The organism is Deltaproteobacteria bacterium (assembly GCA_026129095.1).
Classification (GTDB): domain Bacteria; phylum JAGRBM01; class JAGRBM01; order JAGRBM01; family JAHCIT01; genus JAHCIT01.
The window spans coordinates 165,491-183,107 of record JAHCIT010000004.1; the positions used below are offsets into that span (position 1 = coordinate 165,491).

A 17,617-nucleotide genomic window follows, 5' to 3' on the forward strand; every position below is an offset into this window, starting at 1 on the left:
CTGAAATCTGCGGCGATGACTCGCCGCGTTACCTGGGCAAGATAACACAGCGCGTCAGTGTGTCAACTGTTTTATTTTTGAGGGGTGCCTACCCCCGCCGGGTGAGTTGAGGCGTGGTGAGGCGTGGTGAGGCGTGGTGAGGCGTGGTGAGGCGTGGTGAGGCGTGGCAGTGGTCCAACCAGTTGGGGGACCGGGGCGAACTGGCTGGACCGGGGGGCACTGACGGATTGCATTAAACTTCGTCGGCCGCGACCACCACGTCGAAAGGCACGCCCAGTGCGTTGAAGTGTTTCTGGCCGCAGCGGACCTTGTCGGCTTCGGAGGTCCGGAGCTTCATGAAGTTCCGGGTACCCTTGGTTTCGCGGACCATGTAGATGGTCTGGTCGTTGTGCTTCACGATGGCCCAGTCGGGATTGTAGGTGCCGACGGGCGTGTCGATCACGAACTTGCGGGGGAGCTTGATGAACAGCTTGATGTCTTCCCGTTCGTCGAGCTTTCGGGCGAACTCCCGCTCGATCTCAGAATCGTAGACGACGTATTCGTGGACCGACTTCTTCACCTGCTGGGCCGTTAGATAATCGATCAGCTCCTGCTCGAAGATTTTCAGCATCTCCCACTCGGAGTCGTTGCCGGGACCGGGAATTTTCTCGTATTTGATCCCGTCCACGATCATCCGGTGGAGTTCATGCTTCAGATATTTGGCGACCTCATCCATAAACCGCTGTGGGTTGTTGAAGAATTCGGCCAGGCGGCCCGATACCTTGAGAATCTCGACCAGGGTCGAGCGGGTCAGCTCCGTTTCGTTCTGGAGATAGCCCAGCAGGTCTGGCACCGCGCCGCTGCCGTAACTGGCCTGTTCCTCGGAGACTGATAGAGCACGGGTACCGACGCCGCCCTTCTGCACGGCCAACTGACCGGTCACAACGCTGACCACCGGCTTCTCGATCTTCTCCATCTGCTTGATCGCATCGACCGCCTTCTGGATCAGCTTCGGCGTCTCAAACTCCACCCGGTAGGTGGTTCTTGGCTTGATCCGTTCCCAGAGCGCGAGGAACTCGGGGCTTGCCTGAACATCCTTCCGGAGCCGGTTCTGCCCTTCGTTCTTCTCGCGGCTGATGTGCCGCTCGATCTGATAACCAGAAAGCAGTTCGGTCACGGCAGGCACCAGGTCCGCGTGCTCCGGCGGCAGTTCCAGTTTGAAACCGGGGCGCTTGGGGTCGAACTTCGGCTGAATCCGGTTGTTGGCGTCGAGCATCCCCTGTGAGACGAGAGACGCCCGGAGAGCCTCCGCCACTTCCCGTCCAACCGGCTTTTCCTCTTCGCCCACGACGCGGGTGAGCTTCGCCAGTGCCGTCAGGGGCACCTTGCCGAACGTCACCCCGCAATCTTCCTCGTATTCGTTCTGGAGGGCGCGAGCGAAATCCTCGTAGCTCTCGTTCGCCATGACATAAAGCTTGTTTACCGACTCGTCGAAAACCCGCTGGCCGGACTGGTCCACCGGAAGGCGGAGCCCCCGTCCGATCTCCTGGCGTTTCTTCATCGCGCTTCGGGTTTCGTTCAGCGTGCAAATCTGGAAGACATTGGGGTTATCCCAGCCTTCCCGGAGCGCCGAATGGCTGAAGATGAAACGGAGCGGTTCGTCGAGGGACAGGAGCCGCTCCTTGTCCTTCATAATCAGGTTGTAAGCGTCGTCGTCGGCCTGGGTATCCCCGCGTGTGTCCTTGAGCACGCCCTTCTTGTCCTGTGCGAAGTAGCCGTTGTGGAGACTACCGATAGGCAGCTTGAGCCAATCCAGCTCACGGTACCGGGAGTCCTTGGCCAGTTCCGCCAGCTCCGCTTCAAACGCCTCGGCGAACTTGCCCTGTTTCGGCTGTCCGCCCTCATCATAATCCCGGTAGTTGGCCACCCGGTCGATGAAGAACAGGCTCAGAACCTTGATCCCGCGTCCCCTGATCTGAAGTTCCTTTTCCAGATGCCTCTTGACCGTATGCTTGATCTGGGCGCGCCACACGTCGTCACGGGGACCGCCGATCTCCTCGCCCAGTTTAAGGACGCGGCCATTATTGAACCGGACGAACTCGTTTCCCGGTTCGGCACTGATCTCCGCCACGGAGAACCCGTCCTGGTAACTGGCCCGCTCCTTGGACAGGAAATGCAGGTCGGCACGGTGCTGGACCGTAACGACCTTTTCCTTCGGACCCTCCGCACCCTGGACGTGGATGCGGAGCTTCGCCTTGATCCCGGTTTTGTAGTCGATCTTTTCCACCCGGACGAAAGCGTCGTTGGCTCCGCCGTCGGAGGAGGCGCTCGCCACCACGATCTGCTTCACGAGCTTCTGCTCGAACGCCCGCACCGGGTCGAGCCGGTAGACGAGGTTGTAGGGATTCCGGTGAGTCGCTGAATACCGGAGCGTACAAAGCGGGTTCAGCGCCTTGATCGCTTCCTGCGACTTCTCGGTACTATCCACGCTCTGCGGCTCGTCGATGATGACAATGGGGTTCGTCGCCTGGACAAACTCAATCGGCTGCCGCCCGGAGAGCTTGTCGTTCTCCTTGTAGATCACGTTGCTCTTTTGTTCGGCCTCGGTGCCGGTGAAGTTCTTGCGGAAGGCGTCGATGTTGATGATTAGAATCTGGATCGTGTTGCTGGAGGCGAACTGCCGGAGTTTGCTCACGGTCTTGGCGTCGTAGACGAAATGTTCCAGCTCGACGTTGTTGTAGAGCGCCCGGAAATGCTCCTTCGTGATCTCCAGATTCTTCAGGACGCCTTCCCGGATCGCCACGCTCGGCACGACGATGATGAACTTCTTGAAGCCGTAGTGCTTTGACAGCTCCAAGATCGTCCGGAGATAAACGTACGTCTTGCCCGTGCCGGTCTCCATCTCCACCGAATAATGGTTACAGCTCCGAGTGGTTTGACCGTCCGGGCTGGGGACCTGCCAGTGTTCGAGCGGCTGCGCTGGATCGGGTATCTCCACCTCGTTCCGTTCCTGGACGGACCGGACGTTCTGGCGGAGCTGGTCGTCCGTCAGCGTCAGCCGGTTGCCGACACCCAGGTCAGTGTTGATCCGCCCGCTGAACATCGGCGTATCGAAGGTCTGGAAGACGACGGCATAGTCCAGCTTCTCGGGCGGCTGGCCCTTGAAAATATCCACCACCGCCGCGACAGCGTCCCGCTGGTAGGGCTGGTTGGGATCGAACTGGAGCTTCATGGTCATCGGCTCACACCGTCCTGAAGCTTTCGATGCCCTTGGTCTTGAATATCTGAACGGCGTTCGCCTTGAGCTGGTCGTTGCCCTCAAACCCCTTATCTAGGCAGACGACGCGCTGCGGTTTGCGGTCGGCGATGGCCCGGATCAGGTCGTGGGTGAGAGCCGGTTCGAGGCAAATGAGGAACGCACCGTCCAGAACGCTGTAGACGGTCTTCCCGGCGAGGTTCAGACGCTCGATCTTTGAAGTGAGGGGGAACCCGCTCTTGAGCAGCAGTTCGTACAGGATGTCGTCGGCAGAGCGTTCGTCACGTACATGGCTAACGTGCAGGGCAAGCTGTTCAGCCAGCTTTCTGGCGTCCGGCTCCACGTTCGCGTTCCACGCCTTGAAGTTCGAGTCGGTCAGCTTGAAGACCCGGAAGCCCCGGTCCTGTTCACCGGCTTCGCCTAACCGCAGTTTTCCGGTCTCCTCCTCGTTCAGTTTCTTGATGACCCGGCGGACGCGCTCTTTGGTTATATCCGCTATAGTTGGATAGTCCTTGCGACCGGTCGGCTCCGGGAGTTGAACGAGTATAAACTTGCGATTGCCTCCGTCCTCTTTGTTTAAGTCCAGTACGGCATGTCCTGTAGTGCCAGAACCCGCAAAAAAATCCAGGACCGTCTCATCGTCTTCTGTCGACGTTGCGAGACCTAATATGCGATGTAGGAGGCGGACAGGCTTCGGAGTATCAAATGCCGATTCGGCTCCAGGAAATATTTGTTTAATTTCCTTTTTTGCTTCGTCGTTATGTCCCGATTCCTCATGGGTCCACCAGGTATCTGCTATCACACCGCCAACATCGGAGAGGAAGCGTTTATAGGCAGGTACCTTGTTATCAAGATTCAATCCCCACCATATGCGGCCTTCCTCAACATTCTTGAGATGCCGTTCTTTGCTGTAGCGCCAAACGGCGCTCTTATCTGGCCAGATATCTTCGCCAGTCTTCGGATGCTTAATAGGGTAGAAAAGATTTGGTCGCTGCTCAGCAGTCTTGTTGCACTTGTAGTTGTCCGCCCTCCACAAGCCACGGCTGTCGTTATCGGGATTCTTATAGGCGCTGTTCGTCTCAGAGGTACGCTCCGTTTTGTTGAGCAGGGCCAAAGCCTTTCCTGCATTGGAGTACTGACGTGTCTTTGCATAGACGCAGATAAAATCGTGTGTTGCTGAAAAATCCGTCTTATCGTTGGCTGGAGCATACTTTTTCTGCCAGCAGATGGTTGCAAGAAACGATTCTTCCCCAAAGATGTCATCACAAATCGACCGCAAATTCTTCACTTCGGAATCATCAATGCTTATAAAAATTACACCGTCATCGCGAAGCAGATTTCGCGCAAGATAAAGTCGTGGATACATCATGTTCATCCACTTGGAGTGGAATCGTCCGTCGGCCTCCGTGTTGGTGCTGAACCTTTTCCCTTCGGCATCAACCTGCCCGGTGTATTCAAGGTAGGTCTGGAGGCTTTCCGAGTAGTTGTCCGGATAGATGAAGTCGTTGCCCGTGTTGTACGGCGGGTCGATGTAGATCATCTTCACTTTGCCAAGGTAAGACTTCTGGAGGAGCTTGAGGACTTCCAGGTTGTCGCCTTCGATGATCAGGTTTTCGGACGTGTCGAAGTTGACGCTTTCCTCCGGACAGGGCCTGAGGGTGCCGAGGCTTGGCCGCTGTATGGTCTTGAAGCAGTCGGCCTTGCCCGGCCAGTTCATGCCATACCGTTCCCGGCCTATGTCCACGGTCTGACCGAGGGCGAGCTTCAGTTTGTCGAGGTCGATCTTCCCGCCCTCGGTCCGAACCTCCGGGAACAGCCGTAGCAGTTCCTGCAACTTGTCCCCGGCGATGTCGTGGGACCGGAGGTCGAGCTTTTCGGGGGTGTCAGGCATCAGGCTGGCTTCCGTTTTCTCAGCAGGATTTCAGACATTCATACTACATGCCAGCCGGTGGCGGCCAACCCCGCCTGCGGCCTCCAGACCGGCTCATTCAGGCCCGGTTTTTGCCCCCTCCCAAACCCCCCTTGACGCCCCCGGCCCATCGTGGGAAGGTATCTTGACGGGTCTTTTTTAATGGAACCGGCAGTTCCAGGGAGTTGTGTTACCTGATGGTGACGGCGGGCCGAACATCCGGGGCTTTCGCATCCGGCAGCCTGACGGCGGGGTTTCTGGCCCTGCTGGTGCTGGGGCCGCTCGCGGGGGCGGCGTCGGCCCAGATTCCGGTGGGCCGGTCGGACTGGCAGACCCGGGGCGTCGCCGGGCGCGAACTTGCCATCGTCGAGCAGCAGATGGCCGAGGTGGCCAAGGGGGCGAACCTTTCCCTCACGCCGCTTGCGGGTTGCACCGAATCGGACTGCACGCAGCACGCGCTCTCCAGGGGGCTCTCGCGGTATCTCTATCTCGAAATCGAGGACATCGAGGACAAGGGCCTCCGGGTCCGCATCCGGGTGGTGGACGCGCTGGCGAACCGGCCGCTCGGGACGCGCTCGGTGCCGATCCAGAAGAACGACCGGCGGGGGACGCGATCGGCGCTGGAGGCGTCGGTGCGGGATCTCGCCTTCCACCTGTTCGGCCCGCCGGTGCCCGACACGGTAAGGGCCAGTGCCGCGAGCCAGCTGGCGTCAAGGCCGCCGCCCGAACCGGCCGCGCCGGTCCAGCCTGCCTCGCCTCCTGTATTCGCCCGCGAGCCGGAACCGCCGCCCCGCGCCGAGCCTCCGAAACCGGAGCCGCCCGCCGTCTCGATCACCCGCCAGCCGGTCCGCTACGAACCGGAGGAGGCGGCTCCCCCGCGTGCGGAACCGGTCGTGCCCGCCGCGCCGAAACCGGCACCCAGGCCTGTCGCCACTCCCCGCGCCACCGAGCCGCCGCCGCTCCCCGAACCTGTGCGGCAGCCGGAGCCGGTGCGCGAGCCCGAACCGGAGCCCGAATACGAGCCGCCGCGCCGCCAGCAGCCAGCCGACGAACGCCCGGCGAGCGAGCGGATCATCCCCGACAAGATCGATATCCCGTACCTGCCGTAAGGCCGCCTCACCGGTTGCCTCACCCCCTGCCCCCCTCTCCGGGAACCGGAGAGGGGGGACTGCGTGAGCAGCCGGGGGAGTGGTTGATGAGAGAGAACCCTTCCTGCCCTCTCCAGTTCCTGGAGAGGGCCGCGCCGCAAAGGCGCGGGGTGAGGCCGCCTTCCCTTGCCTCCCCCCGCACCGGCCGGTTAGCAAGGCGCCTCCGGATTGCCGGGAAACGGGAGTAACGAAAGACCATGCCGAAGCAGATTCTGTCCACCAAGGGTGCGCCGACCGCCGTGGGCCCCTACTCGCAGGGGGTCGTAGCGGGCGGTTTCCTCTACACGAGCGGGGCGATTCCGCTGGATCCGGCGACGGGCGAGGTGGTGGGCAAGACCGCCGCCGAGCAGGCGGTGCGCTGCATGAAGAACCTGGAGGCGGTGCTCGCCGCCGGGGGATGCACTTTTGCCGACGTGGTGAAGACGACGCTCTACCTCGTGAATCTCGCCGACTTCCAGACGGTGAACCAGGAGTACGCGAAGTTCTTCACCGCCGCCCCGCCCGCCCGCTCCACCGTGGAGGTGAAGGGGCTCGTCAAGGGCGTGCTGGTCGAGATCGACATGACGGCGCTCGTCCCCGAAAAGCCGTTCGTGCCGACACCGAACGACGTGCGCTGACAGTATTACCCTAGAGGCTCGACCGGAAGTCGTAGACCTGCTCGACGCGCTGGCCGCCGGTGCCGCCGGACCACTGTTCCCACAGCTGGACGAGGGCGAGCGCGCTCACCGGGAGCGTGACGAGCAGGCCGATCACGCCGCCGAAGGCAGCGACGAGATTGAGCGCGATGATGGCGAAGGCGGCCGGCACGGCATCGCCGGGATGGGCGCCGCAGGTCGAGGCGGCCTCGCGGAAGGTCTCGACGATTCCGGCGCCGCGGCTCGCCGCATTTTCCGAGCGGATGATGAACACCGGCCCCAGGATCACGGCGGCGATCATCCAGCCGATGAAGGTCGGCACGAACACCAGCACCGAGAAGGCGTAGGCGATGCCGATCACGTAGTCGTCGGGAAAGCCGGCGAAAGCGTTTTTCACGGTGGCGAGTCCGGGCTTCTCGCCGCGCCGGACGGCGCGGGCCGCTCCGCACAGGAGCAGCATGCCGGGTCCGGTGAGGATGATCGTCGGGATGAGGAGTAGCGACAAAAGGGCGACGAGCGACAGGTGCGCCGGGGCGGTGAGGTAGGACCGCCAGGCGTCAGCGAGGTTTTTCCTGAAGTTCACCGTTCAGGCGGCGGGGGTTTTCAGGCGGCCTTCTTCGGGGCGGCCTTGAGCGCGGCCTGCCGCGTTCCGCGCGGGGCCTTCTCGACCCGGCCACTGCGGATGCAGGTCGTGCAGACGCGCATGCGCTTGCTGCCGCCGGGGGTCTTCACCTTGAGGTTCTGGACGTTCACCGACCACTTGCGCCGCGTCTTGCGGTTCGAGTGCGAAACCTGGTTGCCGAATGTGGGGCCCTTGCCGCAAACTTCACATGCACGTGCCACTGCCGGAATCTCCCTGAAAATCTGGTACTTGCGCGTCCTGCGCGGCCGGGCGTTTCAGTCCCTGGGCCTGCCGCCACTCAGGCGGCGGACGGCCCCCTTAACACGGCCCGGAAGCCCCGGCAAGAGGGGGGAAAGGGAGCGTTTGTATTTACAAACGCAGGACATCCGGGCTATCCTTAAGCTGGCGTGAAGAAGCGCGGCCCGGTGATGTTCGACGGTTTCGACTGGGATTCCGGAAACACCGGGAAGGCGGCCAGACACGGGCTGAAGATCGCGGAGATCGAGGCCTTTTTCACGCAGGAACTGCTGGTAACGGACGACCGGCGCCATTCGTCGGCCGAAAAGCGACTGATCGCCGTCGGCCGGTCCACGGCAGGGAGACCGATGTTCGTGGCCTACACGCTGCGGCACAAGGACGGGCGGCTGCTGATCCGGGTGATTTCCGCCCGGTACGCGCACACCAGGGAGCTCAAAGCCCATGAAAAGCTCGAAGAAGAAAACCCGCAAGACCGCTGACCCGCTCGCCGGGGATCTCACCGGGCTTCTGGAGGACGGCGGCTGGCGGCGCGTGCGCTACGAACTGCGCCCGAAGGACCGGACCGTCACCATCCGCATGAGCTCCGAGCTGCTCCGGGCTGTCAAGGACCGGGCTGCCCGGGACGGCCTCGACTACCAGAAGTTCATCCGCCTCTCGCTCGAAAAACAGGTGAGCTGACGGCCGTCATTCGACCGTGAAGGCCGGCGATAGTAGGGTTGGCGCACCAGCCCGCCGAAAAGGATCTTTTCTCCATGTCCCACATCAACTGGAACGACAGGCTCTGTTTTGAACCCCGCGTGGCAAAGGGCGGCCTCGGCCTACCGGCGGACGACGACCGGAACTGGGAGTTCAGGGGCCGCGAGCTGGTGGGCCTCGTCGAGAAGCGGCGGGCCGCGAAAAAGGACCTGGGGTTCCTGGACCTGCCGGAAACGATGCCGGCAACGGCCGCCAAATGCCGTGACTACATCGCCCACGCCCGCGAGCACGGCCTCGACACGATGCTGGTGCTGGGGATCGGCGGGTCATCGCTCGGCGGCCGGATGCTGCAGGAAGCGCTTGCTCCGGCGACGGCGGCGGCGAGCACCCGCCCGCGTGCCGCCGGAACGATGCGCGTCCTGTTCGCCGATTCGCTCGACCCGGACACCTTCGCTACGCTGCTCGCATCGGTGGACTGCCGCAAAACCTGCGTGAACGTCATCTCCAAGTCCGGCTCCACCGCCGAAACGCTGGCGCAGTTCCTCATCTGCCGCGAGCGGTGGGAGCGGGAAACCGGCCCCAACTGGCACCACTACTTCTGCTTCACGACTGATCCGGTGAAAGGGCCGCTCCGCCAGATCGCCGGGCAGCACCATATCCGCAGCTTCGAGGTGCCCCCGAACGTGGGCGGGAGGTTCAGCGTGCTGTCGGCCGTGGGCCTTCTGCCCGCTGCCGCCATGGGGATTGATCTGGCCGAACTGCTCGCCGGAGCTGGCCGCACCCGTGACCTGTGCCTGAGGACCGACCCGCTCACAAACCCCGCGCTGCGGTTCGCCCTGATGCACCTCAAGCTGAAAGACCGGGGACTTGCGGAAACACTTATATGGCCTTACGTGGACCGGCTGCGGTCGTTTGGCCTGTGGTTCGCCCAGCTCTGGGCCGAAAGCCTGGGGAAAAGCACCCGTTCGCACCGGGCAAAACTCAGGCAGGGGTTTACCCCGGTCCTGTCGCTGGGGGCCGCCGACCAGCACAGCCAGCTCCAGCTTTATCTGGAATCCCCCGCCCGGCGGCTCGCCGTGGTGATCGGACAGGAGCAGCACCTGTCAGACCCCAGATTCCCCAGTTATTTCAATGAGTTTGAGGAAATCGCCTATCTCCCCGGCCACACCCTGGGGGCCCTCCAGGAAGCCGAGCGGCAGGCGACCGTCCTCAGTCTCGCGCAAAACGGCACCCCTGTCATACAGATTTCCATAGACAGCGTTTCTCCCCGTGTGATAGGCGATTTGATAATGCTGTTCGAGGCCGCCACGGTTCTCACCGGCGAAGGGCTCGGGCTGGACGCCATGGACCAGCCGGCCGTCGAACAGGGGAAGCGGTACGCCATGGGTACGCTCGGCCGCAAGGGTTACGAGCATTACCGGCTGGCCGCAGACGCAACGAAGTAGCTGCAGCCGCGGGTGGCGGCTCCGGAAGAGGGTTCAGGCAGGGTACGGGGGAGTTCCTGTGCCCGGGCGCCGGCAGGAAAGGCCGGTGCGGCGGCAAACAGTTTGTGAAGGGGTATCAGGCACCGCGAAATGTCAGGAAAAAGTCCACTCAAGTTTGAAACATTCATCGAGCAGTTCCCCAGGCGGCTCGAAAAGGCCCTGTCGGGTTTCCGGGTAATCCGCCGGCTCGGCGACGAGCTTGAATACGAATACCAGGGGTTCGACAACGCCCTCGACCTCAAGATCGTCTACGAGAAGTTCCACGAGATCAACGCCGACCTCGCCTCGCTGGTGGCCCGCTACGCCGACTACGTGCGCCAGTTCGCCGAGAAGTCCCGCCTGCCGCAGGCGACCGCGACGGCTGTGCAGCACTACAACGGCTACTCGGAGAAAGAGGCCGACTGGTTCGAGAAGGCCGCCGCCGAGCGGCGCCAGCGCCTGCAGCTAGCCGCGCCGCCGCCCCCGCCGCCGCCCGTCTCCACACCGTCGAACCGCCACCCGAAGGTGATCAAGGTAAAGCCCCGCCGCGCGCCCCGGCTTCTGGTGCAGCCCCCGCCGCCACCGGCGGCCGTCCCCCCGGCTTCCGGCAAGAGCGGCAACGGCTCCCACCCGGCGCCCTCGCGCAAGCGGGCAGCCCCGGCAGCGCGCAAGGCCGCCAAGGGTGCATCGGCCAGGAAGAGCCCCAAACGGGCCCCTGTCAAGGCCAAGCGCCCCGCCTCCAAGCCAGCGGGGCGCAAGCGGGCCAAGGCGGCCGCCAAGCCGCGTTTCATGGACCGGGTAAAAAAGCTGTTCGGACGCTAAAGGGAAAGCCCCGCCCGTCAGTGGGCAGGTTCGCGGGCGAAGTTCCGGTTCCAGCCGGGAATCTCGACCTCAAGATTCGCCGTCCCGTCGGGAACGGCCTGGCAGGCAAGCCGCGAGTCAGGCGTGTTGCCGGGGGCCTGCTCGATCCGGTCCAGTTCAGCGTCGGAAGGTTCGCTGAGGCTCCTGCCGCCCTGCCGGACGATGACGTGGCACGTGGAGCAGGCGCATACCCCGCCGCAGGCATGGTCAATGTCCACGCCATGCGCCAGCGCGATGTCGAGGATCGAGCCCGGCTCGCCGTCCCGTCCGTAGGGGATTTTCGCCGGGTCCACCTCGACGGTGACGTTCGCCGGCTGGAAGGTGACGCTGAACTTCTGCTGCGCCTTCCTCGCCTCGCCGCGCTGGATGTAGGGACTGCTTCCGCCCATCAGGAATCATGCTCCGAAAACCGGGCCACCAGGGCCCGGGCAGGTAATTGGCACGGCTTCCGGTAAAAAGGGAATATGGTGCCCCCGGCAAGAGTCGAACTTGCGACCTTGGCCTTAGGAAGGCCCTGCTCTATCCAACTGAGCTACGGGGGCGAAAGCTGGCAGGGGCGGCAAACAGAGGCTCCGCCCGGCATTCGCGGCCTGGCGGAGCCTGTGTTGAGGAAAACCCCAGGTTCCGGCCGCCAGAGGACGGCCGGAACCGGATCAGGCCGCGATCAGATATCGCGGGCCTTCACTGTGGCACGGTTCGAGGCCTTGGCCCGCTCGACGGCCTTGGCGACCAGGCGCTCCACCTCGGCGCTGATTGCCGGGATGGCTTCGGCCGAGCACTGCATCTTCTTGCTCTTGACCAGTTCCTTGATCTTCGACTGAACCACGTAAATTTCCTTGGACTTGTTGTTGCTCATTGAGCACTCCCTCCACAGTTTTTCTGACCCGGCCCCGGCTGGTAAATTCCCCGGAAACCGCCACCTGTGCGGCTCCGGCCAGTCCGCAGGACGCGCCTTATGCACCGAGAATGGCCTTTAACGGTATCTCCCGTCAACCAGAAAAATAGGCCCAAGCCCAATTTTATTGCCCTGTCAGTACTGGACCACCGAGGCCACACGGCAGGGTGAAAGGCGTTCACGTCCCTTAAGAAACTCCAGTTCCACCAGTACCGACAGCCCGGCCACATGCCCCCGGCACTCCTCGACCAGCTTGAGGACGGCCCCGGCGGTGCCCCCGGTGGCCAGGAGATCGTCCACGATCAGGACGTGGGCGCCCTCGGCAACCGCATCTGTATGAATTTGCAACGTATCCTCGCCGTACTCCAGGGCATAGGAGACGGTCTTCGTGCGCCAGGGGAGCTTGCCGCTCTTTCGCACCGGGACAAACCCGGCGTGCAGGTAGCTGGCGATGGCGCTGCCGAAGATGAACCCCCGCGCCTCGATGCCAAGCACCACGTCTATCCGTTCCACCTCGAACGGCTGGGCCATCAGCGTGATGGCGCTTTTCAGCAGCCTGGGATCGTGCAGGACCGGCGTGATGTCCTTGAACAGGATCCCCGGCTTGGGGAAATCCGGCACATCGCGGATGGCCTTGCGGATGGCAGCAACGGAAGCGGTCGTGGTGGTCATGGGGTTTCTCCTTTATGTTGAGCCGGCCTTTGGGCCGGCATTGCAGTTAAAAGAGACGGGCCAGGAGGGCCAGTCAGGACGCGGCTCAAGGCACCAGGGCCAGGGCCGTCAGCGCGGTGGTTTCAGGGAAACCCGCCAGCAGATTCATGCACTGGACGGCCGAACCGGACGCGCCCTTGCACAGGTTATCGATGGCCGTGACGATCACGACCCGTCCGTCCGGCGCCACGGCGCAGGAAAGGTCGGCATAGTTGGTCCCGTTCACGTCGCGGGTGGCCGGGAAGGCGCCTTCCGGGCAGATGCGGATGAACGGCTCGCCGGCATATGCCTTCCGCCACAGGCCCGTCACCTGCTTCCAGGTGGTTCCGGCCGGGGCCTTGGCATAGATCGTGGAAAGTATCCCGCGGTTCATCGGCACAAGATGCGGCGTGAACGTCACGTGGATGTTTTTCCCCGCCGCCACCGACAGCTCCTGCTCGATCTCCGGTGTGTGCCGGTGGGTGAGCACCTTGTATGCCTTGAAACTCCCCGATACCTCGGTGAAGAGATTATCCACCGACGCTCCGCGCCCCGCGCCGGAGACGCCCGATTTGGAGTCGATCACGATGTCCCCGGTCCCGGTCAGGCCGGCGCGCAGGAGCGGCGCGAGCGAGAGGATCGGCCCCTGCGGATAGCAGCCGGGGTTGGCAATGAGCCGGGCCTTTTTGATCCGGTCCCGGTAGATTTCGGGCAGCCCGTAGACCGCCTCCCTGAGGAACTGCGGCGCCGGGTGCTGGCCGTAAGTTTTCCCGTAAACGGCGGCGTCCTTCAGCCGGAAGTCGGCCGAAAGATCTATTACCTTCTTGCCGAGTTTCAGCACCTCGATGACTGTCGGGGCCGCTTCGGCGTGGGGAAGCGCGGTAAAGACGATATCGGCCGACTTCGCCGCCCGGGCCGGATCCAGCCGCTCCAGTTTCAGTCCGTCGTACGGCCCCTTAAGCGAGGGAAACAGTTCGGCCACCGGCTGACCGGCCGATTTCTCGCTGGAGGCGTAGACAACCTCCACGCCCGGATGGCCCGCGAGCAGGCGGAGCAGTTCGAGGCCCGTGTAGCCCGATGCGCCGCAGATGGCGACTCGGAGCCTCCCTGCCGCCGCTGAACCCTTTTTGCCTGCAGGCCGCTTTGCCATGCCGACCTCCCGAACTGGCCGCTGCCAGAAAGCCCGCTCTCAAAACCCGCCCAAAACCGAGGGGCGGCTTCCGGTATGCCCGGAATGCCGCCCCTGCTGCAAGTCCCGCCGGGAAACCGGGCTTAGCGCTTGGAGAACTGGTAACGCTTGCGCGCGCCGGGCTGTCCGTACTTCTTGCGCTCGACCTCACGCGGATCGCGGGTGAGAAGGCCATTCTTCTTCAGAACACCGCGGAACTCCGGGTTCGCCGCCACCAGGGCACGGCTGATGCCGTGGCGCACAGCCTCGGCCTGACCGGTGGTGCCGCCGCCCACGACGTTCACATAGACGTCATAGGAGCCGTTGGTGCTGGTCAGGTCGAACGGCTGGTTGATCTTCATCTTCGCCGTGTCGAGCTTGAAATACTCCTCGATCGGGCGGTGGTTCACCACGATATTGCCCTGTCCCGACTTCATCCGGATGCGGGCGATGGACCGCTTGCGGCGGCCGGTGGTGTTGATGGTCTTGGAAGCTGCTGACATGAACGCGTTTCCTTACGTCGTGGTGGGGGCTAACGGGTTTTCAGGCCCGTGCGGTGTGCTGCTTTTTGGAATCCAGTTCGAGCTTCTGCGGGTTCTGGACCGCATGGGGATGCTCGGGACCGGCATAGACCTTGAGCTTGGTGAGGAGCTGCCGGTTGAGCGGCGTGCGGTTCATCATCCGCTTGACGGCAACCTCGATCACTTCCTCGGGGCGGCGGTCCAGCATCTGGCGGGCGTTGGCCGACTTGAGGCCGCCCACATAGCCGGAATACCAGTGGTACATCTTGTCGTTCAGCTTGTTGCCGGTGAGCTTCACCTTGCTGGCGTTGACGACGATCACGAAGTCACCCGCATCGGTGTGCGGCGTGTAGGCCGCCTTGTGCTTGCCGCGCAGGACGTTGGCGACGCGGGTCGCCAGCCGGCCGAGCACGACGTCTTCGGCGTCCACGACCCACCACTTGCGCTCGATTTCGCCGGGCTTCGCAAACCGGGTAGCCATAACAGTCAAATCTCCTGTACTTACCGGGAGTTAGTCCTCCCGCTCCGGGCAGGGATACCTCCCGAAGGCGGCGGACTATAGGGAGAGCCCCCCCAGCCCGTCAAGAGCCATCGGGCAGCTTTTCGGCATCCGGGGACTTTAGGAGCGGTCAGGGGGCCGGCATCTGGAAAATGCAGGAATTTCCGGTCGTGGGGCAGTCCTCGACGGCGAGGTAGAGCTTTGTCCCGTCGGGGCTGGTGGCCAGCGCCGAGAACCGGCCCGCATCGAACGTCTGCCCGTTGAAGCGTGGGACGATGTAGTCGATGAAGTCCCCCGCCTGCGAGGTCTTCACGATGGACGAACTGCCCCGGTTCAGGATGTAGAGGTCGCTGGAACTGCGCAGGTGGTCGGGGGATCTGGCCGGCGGGTTTGTCGGCGCGAGGTCCACCGGCGTCGAGAGCAGCCCGCTCACGTCGATCTGGTAGCCGCCGCTGCGGTAGTAGACGCCACGAATCGTCCCCGCGTCCAGCCGTCCGAGCGAAAGCGCCTGGACGAGATTCCGGACCGGGTCGGCCACGAACAGCGTGCGGGTATCCTCGGTGTAGAGCATGCCGTGCTTGAGGCTGGGATCGTCGGTGATGAGCTGGCCGGCGTCGAGATTGATCGCGCACGGCACGAGCGGGTTCAGCGGGCGCAGCGTGCATGGGGGCGAAAGCTGCGAGACACCAGAATCGAGGTCGATCTGTACCGCGCCGCCGTCGCCGGTGGCGGCGAAGTAGACCGGGTTGCGGGTGAAATAGTCCACGCCGGGCGTCAGGGGGTTGTCGGCCTGGAAGCTGTCGGCACCCGCGCCCCCGAAGACGACGCCATAGAGGCCGTTCGAGAGCCCGTTGCTCGTCGCCGCCGGGACCAGCGAGTCGGAGCCGCAGGGCAGTCCCGCCGGGGAGCCCGCCACCTCGGCCCGGAGCCGGAACGGCAGGCGGGTGTTGGGGAGCTGCGAACAGGCGCGCATGTCCTCCTCGCCCCACCACACGCCGGTCACGGGGCCGCCGCGGCGGGGCGGGAATGCAGGGACGAGCGGACCGGCCGGAACGAGCGGATCCTCCGGGATGTAGGTCACCGGGCGGCCATCGGCGCCAATGGAGGCGGCCCGTCCGCCCGCCTCCACGGTGTCGGGGGCGGCGATATTGTTCAGGTTGAGGCCGCTCGACACCACGAACGGATAGCCGTCGTTCTGGACGGCGATGCCCGTCGGCGCATGGAACGGCGAGAGGGGGCCGAGCTGCTCGTCGCCGATGGGCGAGAAGTCCGGATCGGGCGGGATTTCCACCAGCGGCAGGCCCCGCAGAAGGAGCCGGGTGTTCAGCGCCGTCACGTCCTCGAAGTCGAGGAAGCCCGCGATGTTGCGGGCGATGAGCCGCAGGATGCCGGGCAGGCTGCTCCGGGGCGGAGTGGTCGAGAAGAGCGTTCCGCCGGAGATTTCGGCCGCCGGATGGAGCGATGGGTTGGTGCCGCCATCGGTGCGGTCGATGTTGTCGCCAACCGGGTTCCCGCCGTTCGAGCGCGACAGGACGAGGAGGCCCCCATTGAGGAAGTTGGCAACCGCCACCGGGTCGCCGACGAGCGGCGACGTGGGCACGTGCGCCGGCATCTGGCCCATGTCGGACACCATGCCGTCCACGGTGAAGACGCGGGATATCTCGACGAACGTGGGGCGGATGCGCTCGATGCCGATGATGACAAGGCCGTTCTCTCCATCGGCCACATAGGCATGGAAGTCGCCGTTGTCGAGCTGGCGGAGCTGGACCGTGAAGGCCGAGCCCGGCGTCACCACGGTCGTCGCCACCTTGGGCACGGACGGATCGCTCACGTCCACCAGCCGGATGTCGCCGTCGGCCACCACCGCCAGTTCGCCGATGGAGGCGATGTCGGAAATGTCGCTCGGCGGCAGCGCGCGGTAGTCAGCCGTGCTGATGATCGAGTTCGACCGCCAGGCAGTGAGGCGGCGGCCGCTGGAGGACAGCACGTAGAGGTTCTCGCCATTGGTGGCCGCGGCCACCGGGAAGTTGATCGGGCTCTGGTTGATTCCGCTCAGGAACGGGAAATCCACCGAGGCCGACTGGGGGATGCGCCGGTCGGAGGTGCCGCTGCCACTGCTCACGTTGATCGTGCGGATGCCGAGGCGGCCCACGCGGGGGTCGTCCGGGTTGGAAACCTCGCAGGGGACGGTGGGTGGCGGAAAGCAGCCGGGATCGGGCGGAAGCTCCACGACGGCGAGCACCTGGCTCTCGCTGAGCTTTTTCAGGCCGTAGAACGACACCACGCCGAAGTCGGCCGGCTCGCCGAGGAAGGTAGCCTCCGGGTAACGGATGTCCTGTGCGTCGATGCGGTACAGGCCGCGGGCGCCGGCCGACACCATGAGGCTGTCACCGGCGCAGGCGATCCCCGCCCCCTCGGCAAGTTCGAGCTGCACCTCGCCCAGCTTCACCGGGACGGTGGGATCCAGGCCGATGTCGAACGTCGCCACGCGGGACTGGAACGGCGGCGCCTGGAAGTCGAGCGAATAGAGCCGCCGCCCGCAGGCCCGGACGTCCGAGGAGCGCACATCGTCCTGGCGGCGGGTGATGCGGATGTCGCTGAGGTCGCTGAGGTCCATCGTGACAAGACCGCTCTCGCCGTAGGCGGCATAGGCGGTCCGGTAGGTCGCGGAAAGGTCGAAGTTCACGAGCGAGCCGGTGGACCGCTTGGTGGCGATGATCCGGGCGGCGTAGGCCCCGGCGACGAACGGCTCCTCGGGCGGTGCCCCGCCGCCGCCACAGGCGGAAAAGGAACAAACGGCGAAACCGGCGGCAAATAGCGAGACTGCCAGACGGCGAACAGCCCCATGCGGCCGCCATCTACGGCGCGCACTGCCCCCTGCCGGAGGTATTCTCGCAGTTTCCACAAACATGCGGAATCTCTGGACCTTTCTGCCCGTTAATGCAACATCATATCGCCGGGGCCGCCGGGGCCGCAACGGGCCTCACAAACATTCACAGGAGGGCCTTAAACCGCCC

The 17,617-nt window shown here is 64.0% G+C and carries 17 protein-coding genes and 1 tRNA gene; 6 read left to right on the forward strand and 12 right to left on the reverse strand.

What is annotated here, in order from left to right; all coding sequences use genetic code 11:
• Positions 1-232: 232 nt before the first annotated feature.
• Both KIT79_07410 and KIT79_07415 read right to left on the reverse strand, forming a co-directional pair.
• Positions 233-3,211 (reverse strand): DEAD/DEAH box helicase family protein, encoded by a 2,979-nt coding sequence (locus KIT79_07410; protein MCW5829129.1) that lies wholly within the window; start codon positions 3,209-3,211, stop codon positions 233-235.
• 10 nt (positions 3,212-3,221) lie between these two features.
• Positions 3,222-5,126: a site-specific DNA-methyltransferase gene (locus KIT79_07415; GenBank protein MCW5829130.1), complete on the reverse strand. Its 1,905-nt coding sequence runs from the start codon at positions 5,124-5,126 to the stop codon at positions 3,222-3,224.
• Positions 5,127-5,341: 215 nt separating this feature from the next.
• Between KIT79_07415 and KIT79_07420 the strand changes: the two genes are divergently transcribed.
• Both KIT79_07420 and KIT79_07425 read left to right on the forward strand, forming a co-directional pair.
• A complete protein-coding gene (locus tag KIT79_07420) occupies positions 5,342-6,253 on the forward strand; it encodes a hypothetical protein (GenBank protein MCW5829131.1) in 912 nt (303 codons plus the stop codon).
• Between the two features lie 236 nt (positions 6,254-6,489).
• Positions 6,490-6,909, forward strand: coding sequence for a Rid family detoxifying hydrolase (locus KIT79_07425; protein MCW5829132.1), 420 nt, complete (start codon positions 6,490-6,492; stop codon positions 6,907-6,909).
• A gap of 10 nt (positions 6,910-6,919) precedes the next feature.
• Here the strand turns inward: KIT79_07425 and KIT79_07430 are convergent, their stop codons facing one another.
• Entirely contained in the window at positions 6,920-7,510 is a 591-nt protein-coding gene (locus KIT79_07430; protein MCW5829133.1) for a hypothetical protein, read from the reverse strand.
• A 20-nt stretch (positions 7,511-7,530) separates the two neighbouring features.
• Positions 7,531-7,770 carry a 50S ribosomal protein L28 gene (rpmB, locus tag KIT79_07435; protein MCW5829134.1) on the reverse strand — a complete coding sequence of 80 codons (240 nt, stop codon included), beginning with the start codon at positions 7,768-7,770 and terminating at the stop codon, positions 7,531-7,533.
• A gap of 204 nt (positions 7,771-7,974) precedes the next feature.
• Here rpmB and KIT79_07440 point away from each other — a divergent pair, with 204 nt between their 5' ends.
• The 4 genes from KIT79_07440 (at position 7,975) to KIT79_07455 (ending at position 10,788) form a co-directional block, all read left to right on the forward strand.
• Positions 7,975-8,286 carry a BrnT family toxin gene (locus tag KIT79_07440; protein ID MCW5829135.1) on the forward strand — a complete coding sequence of 104 codons (312 nt, stop codon included), beginning with the start codon at positions 7,975-7,977 and terminating at the stop codon, positions 8,284-8,286.
• On the forward strand, positions 8,249-8,485 hold the full coding sequence (locus KIT79_07445; protein ID MCW5829136.1) for a CopG family transcriptional regulator: 237 nt from the start codon (positions 8,249-8,251) through the stop codon (positions 8,483-8,485). The genes KIT79_07440 and KIT79_07445 overlap by 38 nt, the downstream gene beginning before the upstream one ends.
• Positions 8,486-8,559: 74 nt before the next feature.
• The gene (locus KIT79_07450; GenBank protein ID MCW5829137.1) at positions 8,560-9,948 is read left to right on the forward strand and encodes a glucose-6-phosphate isomerase; all 1,389 of its coding nucleotides are present in this window, start codon (positions 8,560-8,562) and stop codon (positions 9,946-9,948) included.
• Between the two features lie 129 nt (positions 9,949-10,077).
• Positions 10,078-10,788, forward strand: coding sequence for a hypothetical protein (locus KIT79_07455; GenBank protein MCW5829138.1), 711 nt, complete (start codon positions 10,078-10,080; stop codon positions 10,786-10,788).
• Between the two features lie 17 nt (positions 10,789-10,805).
• Here KIT79_07455 and KIT79_07460 read toward each other — a convergent pair whose 3' ends face one another.
• The 8 genes from KIT79_07460 to KIT79_07495 all read right to left on the reverse strand — a co-directional run bounded on the left by KIT79_07460 (position 10,806) and on the right by KIT79_07495 (position 17,511).
• Positions 10,806-11,216: a 2Fe-2S iron-sulfur cluster binding domain-containing protein gene (locus KIT79_07460; protein ID MCW5829139.1), complete on the reverse strand. Its 411-nt coding sequence runs from the start codon at positions 11,214-11,216 to the stop codon at positions 10,806-10,808.
• Between the two features lie 76 nt (positions 11,217-11,292).
• Positions 11,293-11,369, reverse strand: a tRNA-Arg gene (locus KIT79_07465).
• Positions 11,370-11,491: 122 nt separating this feature from the next.
• Positions 11,492-11,683: a hypothetical protein gene (locus tag KIT79_07470; protein MCW5829140.1), complete on the reverse strand. Its 192-nt coding sequence runs from the start codon at positions 11,681-11,683 to the stop codon at positions 11,492-11,494.
• A 174-nt stretch (positions 11,684-11,857) separates the two neighbouring features.
• Positions 11,858-12,394, reverse strand: coding sequence for an adenine phosphoribosyltransferase (locus tag KIT79_07475; protein ID MCW5829141.1), 537 nt, complete (start codon positions 12,392-12,394; stop codon positions 11,858-11,860).
• Between the two features lie 85 nt (positions 12,395-12,479).
• Complete coding sequence (argC, locus tag KIT79_07480; GenBank protein ID MCW5829142.1) at positions 12,480-13,562, reverse strand: N-acetyl-gamma-glutamyl-phosphate reductase; 1,083 nt, start codon at positions 13,560-13,562, stop codon at positions 12,480-12,482.
• Positions 13,563-13,684: 122 nt separating this feature from the next.
• Positions 13,685-14,083 carry a 30S ribosomal protein S9 gene (gene rpsI, locus KIT79_07485; protein ID MCW5829143.1) on the reverse strand — a complete coding sequence of 133 codons (399 nt, stop codon included), beginning with the start codon at positions 14,081-14,083 and terminating at the stop codon, positions 13,685-13,687.
• Positions 14,084-14,123: 40 nt separating this feature from the next.
• Positions 14,124-14,582 carry a 50S ribosomal protein L13 gene (gene rplM, locus KIT79_07490; GenBank protein MCW5829144.1) on the reverse strand — a complete coding sequence of 153 codons (459 nt, stop codon included), beginning with the start codon at positions 14,580-14,582 and terminating at the stop codon, positions 14,124-14,126.
• Between the two features lie 148 nt (positions 14,583-14,730).
• Positions 14,731-17,511, reverse strand: coding sequence for a hypothetical protein (locus KIT79_07495; GenBank protein ID MCW5829145.1), 2,781 nt, complete (start codon positions 17,509-17,511; stop codon positions 14,731-14,733).
• Between the last annotated feature and the right edge of the window lie 106 nt (positions 17,512-17,617).